Source organism: Paenibacillus marchantiophytorum (assembly GCF_014640555.1).
GTDB lineage: Bacteria > Bacillota > Bacilli > Paenibacillales > NBRC-103111 > Paenibacillus_E > Paenibacillus_E marchantiophytorum.
Window position 1 is genome coordinate 113,921 of record NZ_BMHE01000017.1, and the last position, 14,910, is coordinate 128,830.

Sequence of the window (14,910 nt, forward strand, 5' to 3'; positions counted from 1 at the left end):
TGCGCCTCCCTCTACTCTCTATTCGAAATCTCTGATCGCTGACCAAGCAGATGGACTGATTTCCGCTTCACCTGTTTGTTCATTCAACCGCATTTCTTTCTCTAAAGCATCGTAAAGCTTCTCTTTCCAGCGTTCAAATGTACCCTCACGAATGCGGGCAAGTATATCCCACGCCAGCATCTCTTTGAACATCCGCTGTCTCTCTTGCTTATCCATTACCTTCTTCTGGATGAACAAACGCAATTCACTCAGAAATTCAAGATAGAGCTCGTACTCTTCGCCGTAGCGCTCATCCAGCTCTTGAACGATTTTCCTAGCTGCCGAAGGACTAGCTCCGCCGGTTGACACCGCGATCACTAATTTTCCTCTGCGCACGACGGAAGGCACGATAAAAGAACTGAGCTGCGGCTGGTCAACCACATTGACTAATATGCCTTCACGCGAGGCCAAAGCTTCAATCTGCGCGTTTACCAGAGCATCATTCGTAGCAGCTACAACCAACGTATAACGGGAACCGTTTAAACTTGAGTTCAACCTAGCTGGATCGAAACTCTGCCGGCAGAGAACGATTTCCGAGCGGCTTCCCAAATCCATCAATGCCTCTGTAAAAGATAAGCTTATAACGGTAATAGCAGCTCCTGCTTGGAGCAAGGATTGGACTTTGCGCTGAGCGACAAGGCCGCCTCCAACAACCAAACATGTGCGGCCTGACAAATTAACCATAATCGGATACGGATGCTTCATCTCATTTAGCTCCATATCCAGTCATGGAAACCTGAGAAGAAATTCGAAACAACGAAATTCAACACAACGATGAAGAATGCCGCGAGATTCCAAGCTGCCAATTTATAACCAGAAATTCGCATCGACTTTTGTTGAAATAAATAGAACGCATAGGCAACTAGTACAAAAAAGGAATTGATCACTTTAGGATCGTACAACAAGTTCTTATTCCCTTGTAAGACGACCCAAACTACGCCCAAAGATAATGCCATTAAAAGCAGCGGCGCCCCAATGATGACCGAGAAATACGTGTAATGATCGATTTTCTCGAGCGATGGCAACCGCATCACGGTTTGCGAGAATTTCTTCGCCTTCAACATGTTATGCAGGAAAACATACATCCCCGAGAAAATAGCAGCTATGGAAAAAGCCGCGTAACTGCCAATGGCCAAAGTAATATGTATAAATAACAACTCATCGCTGATGTCCCAACCGGCTTTGATCGGCTTTACATGCGGGTTCCCAAAGATATTCAGGGCAAGAATGGCAAAACCAAGCACATTGGCGAAAAACACAAACAATTCAATACGGAAAAAACGATTTATCAACAATGAAACGGTGACTATCAACCAGGAGAACATAAAAAGCACGTCTGAGCGAGCAAAGGCCCCTTCGGTCAAATGACCGTATAAGTAAATTCCTAAATAAGCGGTCTGCAGAACCCATACAAACAAAAGCAGCCCCGTCCCCATCCGTTTTGCATTTCGGTTCGCGTTGGCGAAATCCGAAAAGTAAAACAACAGGCTCAGGGCATACATATAAATCATCGCATCAAACAACCAGCTACGTGTGACCATGGCACCTCTCCTAGGCGATTAGCGCCTTTCTTCTCAAGATTGTGCTAGAGCATCTGCGGTCTGTAGACCACGCACGGACAACTTCTCTTCGAGCAATTGCTTGGTTTCCAGTGCTTTTTGCTCTGCTTCCCGTTCTTCTGCTAACTGATTGGCTTGCTCTTGCTGTTCCAGTGTTTCTTCTAAGGCAAAGAGTTTCGTGAACAGCTCCAGCGCTTCATCCCCATGACGTTCTCCGGCCATTTCCTTGATGCGGAGAATAGGATCACGCAGCACTTGATTAACAATACTCTTCGTTAATTTGCGTATGACTTTAATCTCACGCTCGTCGAGATCAGGCAGTTTCTTGAGCATGCTGTCCATCGTCTCTTCGTGGATCATACTCGCTTTTGCTTGCAGCGCATTGATAACTGGACTCACGCCCAACGTTTTGGTCCATTGTTCAAAAACGCCAATCTCTGTTTCAATCATGACTTCAATCTTAGCTGCTTCTTTCTTTCTCTCTTGCAAATGCTTGTCTACGATGTGTTCCAAATCATCAATGTCATAGAGGAACACGTTCGGCAGGTCACTGATTTGAGGATCCAAATCACGCGGCACAGCAATATCCATCATAAACAAAGGACGGGATTTTCTCTTTTGCACATGTGCTTGAAGATCATTTCTGGTCAGTACATATCCCGGAGCTCCCGTTGAGCTAATAATGATATCCACTTCCGGCAAATACCCAAGCATGTTGTCTACGGTGCATGGAATACCATTGAATTTATCCGCCAATTCCACAGCGCGCTCGAATGTGCGATTAACGACAATAACTTTGTTAGCCCCATTCGCGTAAAGATGCTTAACGGTAAGTTCACTCATCTTGCCGGCACCGATAATCATGACCGTTTTGTTCACATAGGATCCGAATATACGTTTGCCGAGTTCTACCGCAGCGTAGCTGACTGAAACCGGGTTGTTGCTGATCCCTGTTTCGGAGTGAGCTTTCTTGGCGAGTGTTACCGACTGCTTAAACAAAGTATTGAAATAAGCACCTGTTGCTTTCATTTTTTGGGATGATAAAAAAGCATCTCTCACTTGTCCAAGGATTTGGGTCTCCCCAATCACCATTGAATCTAGTCCGCTTGTTACACGAAACAAATGATCAATGGCTTTTTCATTTTCATACATATATAAATGTTTGTGGAACTGATCCTTATCAACCTGGAACCAACGCGAAATGAAATGTGTCAAATAATGACTGCACAGCTGTGGTCGATCCACAACCGCATAAATTTCAGTGCGATTGCAGGTGGCTACAATTACACACTCCAATATGCTTTTCGTTTCTTTTAATTCTGCAATTGCTTTAGGCAAATCGGATTCGGAGAACGCAAATCTCTCCCGAATTTCCACTGGAGCTGTCCGATAATTCAAGCCTACTGCGATGATATGCAAAGGTACCACCTGCCTTTCGATCTATTTCTATGAATCATTATAGCACAGCAAAACCGGCATTCCGACAAATTTTTTGTATAATTTATGAATGCTTCTGTCTGCTCGTTAGTTTTCACAGCATTTGTCTCCTGTATACCTATGTATCGCCAATGACCCTTTATTGCAGCATTTTTTTTCTTAGAAATTGAGTCAAATTACGATCTAACACGGCTAGTTTCGCATTTTGCGAGGAAATAATCTCACCGTTTGAGGCCATCATTTTCTCATAAATTTCGTACATATTCTTGTATTGCAAGCCAGCTTCCTTGAGTGTTTGGATTTCATCCGCTTTAAACGCCCGCTCTCCGCCCACCTGCAATCGCTGCAGATACTGTGTAAGCTGTGTCATGCTATCCAGCGGAGTCAAATAATCTACGCCTCCAGCAGCCAGCACGAGCCGTTCATGCGTATAGCCAGCTGAATACAGCGCCTGCTTGCTCGCATTCAGTTCATCGGTCGTTTTGCTTTGAGCCGCTTCCTCCAAATAACTTTTCAACAGCTCCATTTGGAACAAAGATACCTGATATAACAGATGCGTCGCATCGTGCTCTTCTTTGGGATTGCCAAGCATGTGAATAAGCTGATACAACGGCCAAATAATGAGAAAGAGCACAACCCCGTAGATGACCGCTTTCCTTGCTAATTTCTGTTTCAAATCGATCCCTCCCCCACTTCCTGTTCACCTGGACATGTGCCGCAATAACAGTGTATGGGTAGGAGGACAAACAAATAACCACGGATTTCTCCGTGGTTATCGTTATGGTTATGTGCAGACTCTTATTTAACAAGCTCTGCTTGCTTAATTTCAGGAGTTTCTACTTGCAGTTCACCCATACCGCGAACTAGCTTCTTCGCATAGAACGTTTCTGGTTTCAATACGGATACCATGAAATCAATTGCTAATTGAGGGTCCACTGTCTCACCGCAAGTATAACAGTCAAGCGCGGCAAAACCTCTCTCAGGATAAGTATGAATGGAGAGATGACTCTCGGACAACATAACAAGTACAGTTGCTCCCTGTGGTTCAAATTGCTTGGATTGTACAGATAGTACGGTTGCTCCGCATACCTCGGCAGCTTCTACCATCTGAGCTTGCAGCCAATCTGCATTGTTCAGAAGTTCGAAATCTACCCCCCAAGTATCTACAGCAACGTGTCTTCCGAAAGTTGAGTATTCTGTTTCCATCTTTCGGTTCCCCCTTCCTAGGAATAAAATGTCTGAAAAAAAATTTCATCCGCTAGGACCTACGTCATTCACTTCCCGAGGGTATTATCTCTCGCAACATTCAATGTCCTGAGTGAATCCTGGTTCCTATATTGTTTTCAACGAGAATAAAAATAACATCTATCGACGAGAAATGCAATAGTTTTTTTTGCCAATCGCCTTCTTCCGCATCGATGCCACATCTAATGTATGTTGAAAGTGCCCTTCCTGTTCACTTATTCGCTAAACAAAAAAGACCCAAATTGGGTCTTTAGAAATTTGAATATATGTGTGATTAAGCCTCCAAAATAAACAAACGATGTGTCAATTCATTGAGGCGAGTGTCAATCTGCTGGTGTTCTTCAGGAGCTTGCAGCATATTGCGCATGTCAAGAAGATGGTTGATTTGATCGTAAATCATCTCAATTTCTTGCTCAACTTCACGCTTCTGGAACATTTGCTGCATAAGTCCAATTGTATCTCTGTATTCATAAATAACGGTTAATAATTGACCTTTGACTTCCTCAATCTTCACAACAGTACCACGTTCGTAGTAGTAAACCATCGTATAGCTGGGGTAAATCCGATTGACGGTTGCACTGCCTTTGAACTCCGAAACGGCCTTACGCATTAAATTAGCTAGTAGGGTATTGCTTAATCTGCAGGATCCTGTGCATTCATATAGGCCCGATTTCTTTTCAAATGAGAGAACGATTTCCTGACCTGCTCCATCTTGAAAAACAACCTCTTGGTTGCCATTTTCCAAAACTTTCACTTGCAAGGTCACTTGATGATCCACAAACATTTGAAAAAACCTGAACATCTCGGCTTCTGTTAACTGGAGGCAGGTTTTGACATATTCAGTCGCTAACCTTTGTGCCATAAAAATCCCTCGATTCTTTGTTTTCAAGCCATTTACTCTTATTAACGCTTACCTTGTTTATTATTATACTACATGCGCCATTAATATTCCTGCGCGCAATTCATGATAATCAGCCAAATATTCTGAAAAAACCAAGGAATTACGGAATGCCCGCAAATTTTCCCCAGAAAACCTCGTTATCCCGTGTACTTCTTCTAGATTTTCTCACTCTTTTGACGTCCTACTCCTGATTACACAAAAAACCGTCCTATGAATCAGGACGGCTCTTGCTCACTTGCGATCTCAACATCTTGTTCTGTGCCTGTAGGCTCGCCATAAGCGATGGCTTGCTCTAGGATGCCCCACAGCTCGTCTTTGCCGAGTCCAAGTTCGGAGGAAAACATCAAAGGTTGAACCCCTTTGTCCATGCCCAGCGTCTCGCGCACAATCTTGATATGCTTGGACCATCTGCTTTTGGGAATTTTGTCAGCTTTGGTTGCCACAACGATAACAGGTACATCATTGTGCCTAAGCCACTCATACATCGCTTGATCATCTTTGGATGGCGGATGACGTAAATCCACTAATTGCATGACGAGACGCAGCGTTTCGCGATTCATCAAATAGCTTTCAATGAATTTGCCCCATTGCTCCCGCTTCGTTTTGGATACTTTGGCATAACCATAACCGGGAAGATCGACAAAGTATAAGTCCTGATTAATCTTGTAATAGTTTAACGTTTGGGTTTTACCAGGTTGCGAGCTGGTCCTGGCCAAATTTTTGCGGGATATCAAACAATTGATAAGCGAAGACTTCCCGACATTAGAACGCCCTGCCAGAGCTATCTCTGGCAAGGCATCCTCTGGATATTGGCTGGGTCCAACCGCACTGATAATAAACTCAGCTTGATTGACTTTCATGAATGTTCAGCTACTTTCTATGTTTATCCGACGTGAGCGGGAGGCCTATTTTTGACAAGCGCATGCTCCAGCACCTGATCCATATGGCTGACCGGAATAAAGGTCATCTCAGCGCGGACACTTTCTGGAATTTCGACAAGATCTTTCTCATTGTCTTGCGGCAAGAGAATGGTACGAATACCAGCGCGATGTGCAGCGAGCGCTTTCTCCTTGAGACCGCCGATCGGGAGCACACGGCCGCGAAGCGTGATCTCGCCTGTCATTGCGACTATACGGGAGACTGGGATATTCGTCAAGGCTGAGATCAAGGCCGTTGCCATCGTGATGCCTGCGGATGGGCCATCCTTAGGAATGGCACCTTCGGGTATGTGAATGTGAATATCATTTTTCTCGTGGAAATCAGGTGCAATACCTAATACGTCTGCACGTGAACGCGTATAACTGAAAGCAGCCTGCGCAGATTCCTTCATCACATCACCGAGTTTCCCCGTCAAAGTCAATTTGCCTGTTCCAGGCATAACAGTGACTTCGATAACCAAGGTATCTCCACCGACTTCTGTCCATGCCAGCCCTGTTACTGCGCCAATCTGGTCTTTATCTTCCGCTACACTGTACCGGTACTTGATTGGACCAAGGTAGTCCTTCAAGTTCTCTTCAGTGACATGTACAGGCGTTTGAGGGTCAGAAACGATTTTCTTGGCCGCTTTGCGGTTCACGCCGGCAACTTGCTGTTCCAAGTTACGTACGCCCGCTTCGCGCGTGTATTCACGCACAATTTTCATTAACGCAGCTTCATCTACAATCAGTTGATCTTCCTCTAGTCCATGGTCACGCTTCTGCTTAGGCAATAAATACTTCTTCGCAATCTGCAGCTTCTCAATTTCCGTATAGCCTGGAATATAGAGAACCTCCATTCGGTCTAGCAGAGGGCGAGGAATGTTGTGCACAGCGTTCGCTGTCGTTACAAACATAACATTGGATAAATCATAAGGAACTTCAATGAAATGATCACTAAAAGTGCTGTTCTGTTCGGGATCAAGGACTTCCAGCAAGGCTGAGGCCGGATCGCCGCGGAAATCCATCGCCATTTTATCAATTTCATCTAACAGGAATACCGGGTTATTCGCTCCGGCATTTTTCATGCCTTGAATGATCCGCCCTGGCATGGCGCCAACATAGGTGCGGCGATGACCGCGAATCTCAGCTTCATCTCTGACTCCGCCAAGTGAAATGCGAATAAACTGTCTGCCCATGGATCTGGCGATCGAACGCGCAATCGATGTTTTACCGACACCTGGAGGGCCTACAAGACAGAGAATCGGGCCTTTCAGCTTTTTGACAAGCTTCTGAACAGCCAAATACTCAAGCACACGTTCCTTGGGCTTCTCAAGTCCAAAATGATCCTCATTCAGGATCTCTTCCGCCTTGATCAAATCCAAATCATCATCTGTCTGCTTGCTCCATGGAAGCCCTAGCAACCAGTCGATATAGTTGCGAATGACGCCGCCTTCCGCAGAAGTGGCTGGCATTTTCTCCAGACGGTCGATTTCTTTCTCGACCTTCTCGCGAACCTTGTCAGGCAGTTCAGCTTCTGCTAGCTGACTGCGCAGCTCATCCACTTCCCCTGCCCGACCTTCCTTGTCGCCAAGCTCCTTCTGAATTGCTTTCATTTGTTCGCGAAGGTAGTATTCCTTCTGTGTTTTTTCCATTTGCTTTTTGACGCGTTGACTGATCTTGCGTTCCAATTCAAGCACTTCTCGCTCATTATTTAAGATATTGAGCATTTTTTCGAGACGATCTCGGACATCTACCGTTTCCAAAATATCCTGCTTATCTTTGATTTTGAGCGAAAGGTGACTGCATATAACATCCGCCAAGCGGCCTGGTTCATCGATATCCGAAACCGCGGCGAGCGTTTCCGGTGTAACCTTTTTCGACAAATTAATGTAATTCTCAAACTGGTTCAGCACGGTCCGCATAAGAGCATCGATCTCGGGATCGGTGATTTCCTGTTCCGGCAATTCTTTGGCCGTCACTTCGTAATATTCATCATTGACTAGGTACTCTACAATCTCAGCGCGCAACACGCCTTCCACTAACACACGGATCGTTCCGTTGGGCAGTTTCAGCATCTGTCGCACCTTCGCGATGGTACCGATGCGATAAATATCCTCTTTGGAAGGTTCTTCAATGTTGATCTCAGATTGAGAGCAGAGGAGAATCATGCTGTCATCCACCATTGCCCGTTCGAGTGCTTTAACCGACTTTTCCCGTCCTACATCTAGATGTAGAACCATGCTCGGATAAACGAGCAGTCCCCTAAGAGGCAATAGCGGCAATCTGCGCACCTTGATTTTTCCGGGTCCCATCCTCTGCACCTCCATTTATAGGGATCTTTGAGCCGTGCTCAAAGTCTCTCAGTTTTGGACCATTGAACGGAGTTCAAAGTCTCTCAGTTTTGTTTTGTATCCCTAGTTGCCCTTTACATTTTAACAAAACTAAAAACAAAACACCAATTGACAACTAACGCATGATGTGAGGTATTCATTTGAAGCTGAGATCAAGAATCAATCGTATGCTGAGAATTCGCATGTAGAATAGGCAGCGAAGCAGCAGGCACGGTTCTCTCGGAAATAAATGGCAGCGGAATAACGTTGTCGTGAAGTTCAATTCCTAACGCTACACTTAGTACTTCCTCAATGGAATCAGCAGCGATAACCTCAACGCTTGGCAGGTCAGCGAACAGCTCTTGCCAATTTTCTTTGGGGATAATTACTTTCGTAGCTCCCGCCTGGAAAGCGGCTTCCACCTTCGCCACAACCCCGCCGACCGGTTTCACCTTGCCGTGGATGCTCATTTCTCCCGTCATGGCCAGTTTATTATCGACTGGAATTTTATGTAGCGCAGAGGCAATAGCCGTAGCCATTGAAATGCCCGCGGAAGGCCCATCGATCGGCACACCGCCAGGAAAGTTAATATGGAGGTCATAGTCAGATGTGTTAAATCCAAGCTTGCGCAAGACGGTCAACACATTCTCTACGGAACCTCGCGCCATGCTTTTGCGACGAATCGTCCGGGAACCACCTCCCATTTCTTCCTCATCCACAACGCCTGTAACATTAAATTTACCTGTACCTGCAGCAGCAACCGGAATCGCAGTCACTTCAATCTCAAGCAGGGTGCCCAAATTAGGACCATAAACCGCTAATCCGTTAACAAAGCCGATTTGCGGGTGTGCAGGGACTTTACGCTCCGGTCTTGGTGGAATTTGTGACGAATTGACGACCCATTCTATATCGCCTGCCGTGATTTCATCACGTTTGTCCGTTAAAGCAATACCCGCGGCAAGCTGAATCACGTTGACCGCTTCTCTCCCATTCGTCGCATACCTCATGACAACTTCAATCGCGGCTTCACACTTCTTGAAGCCGATCTTATCCAGCGCTTTCCGCGCTATTTCACCTACTTCGCCAGGAAGTAGCGGACGGAAATAAATTTCTAGACAGCGAGAACGAATCGCTGGAGGAATCTCGTTTGGTGTGCGAGTCGTCGCTCCGACCAAGCGGAAATCAGCAGGCAGGCCATTCTGAAATATATCATGAATATAGCCTGGAATATTCGCATCTTCGGAGCTATAATACGCGCTCTCCAGAAATACTTTACGATCCTCCAGCACTTTTAATAATTTGTTCATTTGTGTTGCATGCAATTCACCGATCTCATCGATAAACAAAATCCCGCCGTGCGCTTTGGTGACTGCACCAGGTTTGGGCTGCGGAATCCCAGCAACACCCATAGCGCCTGCGCCCTGATAAATAGGATCATGAACAGAACCGATCAGCGGATCAGCTATGCCCCTTTCGTCGAAGCGCGCGGTAGTCGCGTCAATCTCCGTAAACTTAGAATCGGGTCGGAAAGGTGATTCTTGATTCTTCTTCGCTTCTTCCAGCACCACACGAGCTGCTGCTGTTTTACCAACACCCGGAGGTCCATAAATGATAACGTGCTGCGGATTGGGTCCGCAAAGCGCCGCTTTCAATGCTTTCAAACCTTCGACTTGACCCACAATATCCTGCATCGAGGAAGGTCTTGTTTTCTCCGACAGCGGCTTGGTTAAGGAAATGGATCTGAGTTTTCTCAGCTTCTCCAATTCTTTTCTGGATTCTCTATCGACAGCAGACCGGTTCGTCTGTTGATTACGCAATAAATTCCAGAAATACAACCCGATTACAACAGCAAAAAACACTTGAATCACCATAAGAATGATACTTAAACTCATATCCTTTACCTCCTTAGAGTTTTGCTTTGGCAAAACAGCCCTGCACTAACATCCATTATTCCCGTGTAAAAGAAGGTTAATCCAATCCATGCAAACTTTTGCAGGATGTATGATAGCCCCCTTGGGGAAGAAGGATAAGTGTAAATAATCGTGCAAAAGGATGTGGCTTCGTGAAGTATTTTGTACGCCTTCTACTTTCCCTTTGCTTACTTACATCGAGTTCAAATGCCTACGCTTTTGCCAACGATCCCCTACTGCCAAGCGCAGATGTCATTCTTGATGTAGGGCATGGCGGTATAGACAGCGGAACGATGGTCGGCAAATATCAGGAGAAAGACATCAATCTCGCCATATCCCAAAAGACTTATAAGCTCCTGCAAAAAAAAGGCTATCGCGTCATCATGAACCGCTCGGAAGATTACGCATTAAGCGATGACAACAAGTGGTCTTATGGCAGCAGGCATCGCAAAGATTTGGCTCAACGTTCCGGCTTAGCCAATACGATTAAACCTCAAATGATGCTAAGCTTGCATATCAATTGGTCTCGTAAATCGGATATAAGAGGACCTATTGTCATTTATCAGAATCGATCGGAAAGCATCCTGCTTGCTCAACTTTTACAGGAATCGCTTAATCGTGTCTACGGGATGGAAGAATTGCCTGTGCTCGGCAAAAAATATTACGTTATTAGGAACACCAAATGCCCTACTGTGATTGTAGAGCTTGGCTTCCTTTCCAATAAGACCGATCGCAAACTGCTCAGCACTTCTCATCACCAAGCCAAGCTGGCCGAAGCGATTACCAAAGGAGTCGAACAATATATCCGTATGACTCATCCAACTGTTAATTAGTGGGGCGCTTTATCGTTTGGGAAATCGTTACGAACGTTGCTTCTTTCTGAATCGCCGGGATCGCTTCTTTAATTACCTGCGCCGTTTTCTTTCCTGGCGGACCTACGTGACCAATGGCGATGACGGTCTCTCTCTCATGAATCAGTTTTTTAAATCTTGTCATTTGTTTGCTGATATGGCTGTACGTATAGAGATCATCAAAAAATAACTGATTTTCTGAAAATGGCACACCTTGCGGCCCAGCCAGCTTGCCGATGACACTTTTGGGCGTTGTACGGCTATCCAGCAGCATGAGATTCCTTTCCTTGCAAATGTCCACGAGAATTTTCATCACTCTCTCATCAGCCGTTGCTTTGGAACCCATATGATTATTGATGCCTATCACATAAGGGATATCATCTATGGCCGCGACAATCCGTTTGTGGATCTCATCATTGGACAAATCAGTCGTAATCGCTCCCGGACCCAGCCAACTCTTCTTGCCTCGCACAGGCTCCATGGGAAGGTGAAGAATAACTTCATGACCTTTCTCATGCGCTAATTGCGCATCTTGCTTGCTCGAAGGCAGGAATGGCATGACCGCGACTGTCAGAGGAATGGGCAGATTCATCATTTCTTTGGTCCCATCCATATTATTGCCAAAATCATCTATGACGATGGCCACTCTCTTAGCGCTCATTTCGGTAACAGGCTGCGCAGGCTTCAAGCCAGCTTCGGCTCCTGTCTGCATAGGCAGTATAAGCAAGCCTATTCCCAACATTCCTGTTAGGGCAGCAAGGCGAGTCGATGCATATTGATTTCGCAAATTCATGGTCATTCTCCTTATAGTCATTTCATCATTAGCAAAACTTGCGACTTTTGAGCAAGCTTTCCAGTTTTATTCATTATGCTTCTCTTGCACCACAAATATGCGCTCTTAGGTCTATAAAAAAGCAAAAGGAACCTACGCATGTTAGTATCCTGCGGGTTCCTATTTGAGCATTAGTTCCTTATTCTCTTAAACGTTATTTATCGCCAATTAGCTTAACGATGTCTTCGATCTGCTTGGTGTTGGCCTTGAAGCCTTCCGCCAGCCAGTAGCTGTTATCCACTAGATAAGCGTGGCCTGATTTCACTGCGGGCAAATTCTTCCAGAAGTGACTATCGAACAGTTCCTTCGCTTTCCCCTCACTCGCCGCACCTTGGATCATATAAAAAATATAATCAGCATCTAGTTCAGGCAATTTTTCCAAGGAAATGGACGCAAATGACTCCTGTCCCAGGCTTTTCACCATCGCATGCGGCATTAGGCCCAAATCGTTAAAAAGTGTCTTGCCGCTGTAATGAACACCGTCCATCAACATAAAATCCTTAGGTTTAACACGAACAACAGCTACCGTCTTGCCTCCCATCTTCGTAAGCTTGCTTTTGGCAGTCTGGGCAGAGCTGTTATAGCTTGCAATCGCTTTATCAGCTTCGTTCTTTCTATCCAATAAATCTCCCAGTATTCGCAGTTTTGCTTGCCAATCTACTTCCGAGTCCTGCATGACATAGGTCGGGGCAATTCGCGAATATTTCTCGTAATTTCCATTGCTCGCCATCTCCGGGCTTTCTAGAAAAATCAAATCCGGAGCTGACGCCAATATCGCCTCTACGCTAGGACCCCCGGTATAATCAATCGCCTTGACTTCTTTTAAGTCCGGCTCCAGATACTCTTGCACATAATCGCCTAAGGACCACTTCAACACTGGCTTCATGCCAAGAACAAGCAGGGCATCCTCAGCATAAGGAGCAAACACACGCGTCGGTTTCTTATCCAAGGTCATCTCGCCAAGCACATGCTTGAACGTGCGGGAAGAGGCAGCAGCCGTCTCCTTATTGCTTGCAGCTGGCGAAGACACCTGATTGGAATCAGCCTTATTGCTTGTCCCACAGGCCGCCAAAGAAATCACCAGCAAGGCAAGGATGACAAATTGAGGTATTCGTTTAACTAGTTGCATGTACACCATCCCTAACTGATATCAATTATCATTATCATTATCATTATGGATGATATCATATATAGCAGCTGTTCTCTATGTGCATGGGTGTGGAGTTTTTGTTCCTTTTTGTGCTGTAGATGATTTGTCCTGCGGGCACAACAATAACAAAGCTTCTTCTATCATTAATTCGTGTGCAGTAGGACTGTATTCGAGCCATGGATAGGCAGGCACATGATAGAGATGATTAGAGGCCACAGCGGGAAGTTCCTCCCACTCCTTGCTTGCCCTCAATTGCTCCCAGTATCTCAGTGAAGCCGGATCTTCATCGATAACAAGCAGCAGATGTGCGGGCTTGCAAGCAGCCAGAAAGTCAATATCAATCTGTTTTTCCACATCAATGCGATCCACATCATAAGGACAATGAAGCTGCAAATCGCCGAACAGGAGCGCTCCCACATTCCGCATGCCATAAATAATCAGTTGTCCAGAAGAAATTCGCAGCAGCATGACCGTTTCTTCACCAAGAGCCAATCTTAGCTGCTTGCGAGCCTGCTCCGCCTTGTTCCTATAGTCACGCAGCCACTGCACTGCCTTTTCTTCCAGCTGCAAGAACTTGGCTATGCGCCCAAAATGACTCCGCCAGTCCTCTGACAGCCACGGAATGACCAAACAAGGGCCTATTTGTTTCATGGCAGCGCCGGATTCGCCTCTCATCAAGAGATCATCACAGATGATCACACTGGGCTGCACCTCTGAGAGGGTATGGCAATCGGAATCCCACATCTGGTGCTCCATGAACAGAGTACGCCTAAGGTGCACAGCTATATGCTGATGATACTGCTCTCTATGCATCTCCCGCTGCCTATTGACTTGCGTAGCGAAAGGTATGACTCCCAGAGCAAGCAAATGCGACGTGTACGTATAAGAGAGGCAAGCGATTCGCTCCAGCTTACTTCTGCTGAAAGCGGTAGGCGTGAGCCCAACCACCTGTTTGAATTTTTTTCTAAAATAAGTCTCGTCAGCATATCCGCTATGCTTCGCGGCTTCTTTGATGCTGTAATTTTGCAAAACGAGCAGTTCCTTGGCACGATTCAACCGTATATCGTTCAAATAGTGCATGGGGCTGCTTCCTTTGATTTTTTTGAATAAATAGGAATAATACCAGGGACTCAAACCAGCAATTTCAGCTAGCTTATCGCGACTAATATCATCAGCATAATAATGCTCCATGTAGCTAATCGTTCGTTGGATGATTTCCTCTGAGGGTGTATCCTCTTCCAACGGCCTGAGGTCCAAGAGCATATACATGAGCTTCTGGAACAACATATCAGGACGGTTGCGCTGCTGTTCCTTGGGATCTCTAAGGCTTTGAGCCAACTGTTTCACCGTATCTACAAGTGGCGGCATAAGCTGCTGCGGCAGGGCTCCATAAGTCGGGAAGGCAGCTGTGCCCTTTTGAAAATGTCTTTCCATCTCGGTATTGGCTATCTCCACTAATACGTCGAAAGCAATCCAAGCCAGCTCCAGTCCTCTAGTTGCGCCACTCTTAACCTCGTACTCATCTCCTGACTTCAATAAGAAGCCGCTTCCTTCTTGCAGCGGGTAAGTACGGCCGAAGAGATGGATCATTCCTTCTCCTTGATACACGACAGCAAGCAGTTGGGAATCCGCACGTTCTGTCTTCCATGTTCGCTCAGCGGAGTGGTTGATATGCCGATAATAGTTAAAAACATACATGCCGCTTCATTCCTTTCTTAGAAGCCGATTCTCGGAGACAA

13 protein-coding genes are annotated in these 14,910 nt (G+C 45.8%); 1 reads left to right on the top strand and 12 read right to left on the bottom strand.

Annotated features, from left to right (window positions below; all coding sequences use genetic code 11):
* Window positions 1–18 precede the first annotated feature (18 nt).
* From IEY34_RS17545 to lonB, 9 genes are all read right to left on the bottom strand, one after another.
* Entirely contained in the window at window positions 19–744 is a 726-nt protein-coding gene (locus IEY34_RS17545; RefSeq protein ID WP_189013477.1) for a precorrin-2 dehydrogenase/sirohydrochlorin ferrochelatase family protein, read from the bottom strand.
* A 5-nt stretch (window positions 745–749) separates the two neighbouring features.
* Window positions 750–1,580: a cytochrome C assembly family protein gene (locus IEY34_RS17550; protein WP_189013485.1), complete on the bottom strand. Its 831-nt coding sequence runs from the start codon at window positions 1,578–1,580 to the stop codon at window positions 750–752.
* 33 nt (window positions 1,581–1,613) lie between these two features.
* Window positions 1,614–3,017 carry a glutamyl-tRNA reductase gene (gene hemA, locus IEY34_RS17555; RefSeq protein ID WP_189013487.1) on the bottom strand — a complete coding sequence of 468 codons (1,404 nt, stop codon included), beginning with the start codon at window positions 3,015–3,017 and terminating at the stop codon, window positions 1,614–1,616.
* Between the two features lie 157 nt (window positions 3,018–3,174).
* Complete coding sequence (locus IEY34_RS17560) at window positions 3,175–3,711, bottom strand: S-adenosylmethionine decarboxylase (RefSeq protein ID WP_189013489.1); 537 nt, start codon at window positions 3,709–3,711, stop codon at window positions 3,175–3,177.
* 122 nt (window positions 3,712–3,833) lie between these two features.
* Window positions 3,834–4,241: an adenosylmethionine decarboxylase gene (speD, locus tag IEY34_RS17565; RefSeq protein ID WP_028556978.1), complete on the bottom strand. Its 408-nt coding sequence runs from the start codon at window positions 4,239–4,241 to the stop codon at window positions 3,834–3,836.
* 313 nt (window positions 4,242–4,554) lie between these two features.
* The gene (locus IEY34_RS17570; RefSeq protein ID WP_189013491.1) at window positions 4,555–5,142 is read right to left on the bottom strand and encodes a non-ribosomal peptide synthetase module; all 588 of its coding nucleotides are present in this window, start codon (window positions 5,140–5,142) and stop codon (window positions 4,555–4,557) included.
* A 254-nt stretch (window positions 5,143–5,396) separates the two neighbouring features.
* Window positions 5,397–6,041 (bottom strand): ribosome biogenesis GTP-binding protein YihA/YsxC, encoded by a 645-nt coding sequence (gene yihA / locus IEY34_RS17575; protein WP_189013493.1) that lies wholly within the window; start codon window positions 6,039–6,041, stop codon window positions 5,397–5,399.
* Window positions 6,042–6,064: 23 nt separating this feature from the next.
* Window positions 6,065–8,410 (bottom strand): endopeptidase La, encoded by a 2,346-nt coding sequence (gene lon, locus IEY34_RS17580; RefSeq protein ID WP_189013494.1) that lies wholly within the window; start codon window positions 8,408–8,410, stop codon window positions 6,065–6,067.
* Between the two features lie 191 nt (window positions 8,411–8,601).
* Complete coding sequence (gene lonB, locus IEY34_RS17585) at window positions 8,602–10,320, bottom strand: ATP-dependent protease LonB (RefSeq protein WP_189013496.1); 1,719 nt, start codon at window positions 10,318–10,320, stop codon at window positions 8,602–8,604.
* Between the two features lie 170 nt (window positions 10,321–10,490).
* Between lonB and IEY34_RS17590 the strand changes: the two genes are divergently transcribed.
* On the top strand, window positions 10,491–11,171 hold the full coding sequence (locus IEY34_RS17590) for an N-acetylmuramoyl-L-alanine amidase family protein (protein WP_189013498.1): 681 nt from the start codon (window positions 10,491–10,493) through the stop codon (window positions 11,169–11,171).
* On the opposite strand, the gene IEY34_RS17595 is transcribed toward IEY34_RS17590, so the two are convergent.
* From IEY34_RS17595 to IEY34_RS17605, 3 genes are all read right to left on the bottom strand, one after another.
* Entirely contained in the window at window positions 11,164–11,901 is a 738-nt protein-coding gene (locus tag IEY34_RS17595) for a divergent polysaccharide deacetylase family protein (protein WP_189013551.1), read from the bottom strand. The two genes, IEY34_RS17590 and IEY34_RS17595, sit on opposite strands and share 8 nt — an antisense overlap.
* Window positions 11,902–12,175: 274 nt before the next feature.
* Entirely contained in the window at window positions 12,176–13,150 is a 975-nt protein-coding gene (locus IEY34_RS17600; protein WP_189013500.1) for an ABC transporter substrate-binding protein, read from the bottom strand.
* Window positions 13,151–13,225: 75 nt separating this feature from the next.
* A complete protein-coding gene (locus IEY34_RS17605) occupies window positions 13,226–14,869 on the bottom strand; it encodes a helix-turn-helix domain-containing protein (protein ID WP_189013502.1) in 1,644 nt (547 codons plus the stop codon).
* Window positions 14,870–14,910: the final 41 nt, after the last annotated feature.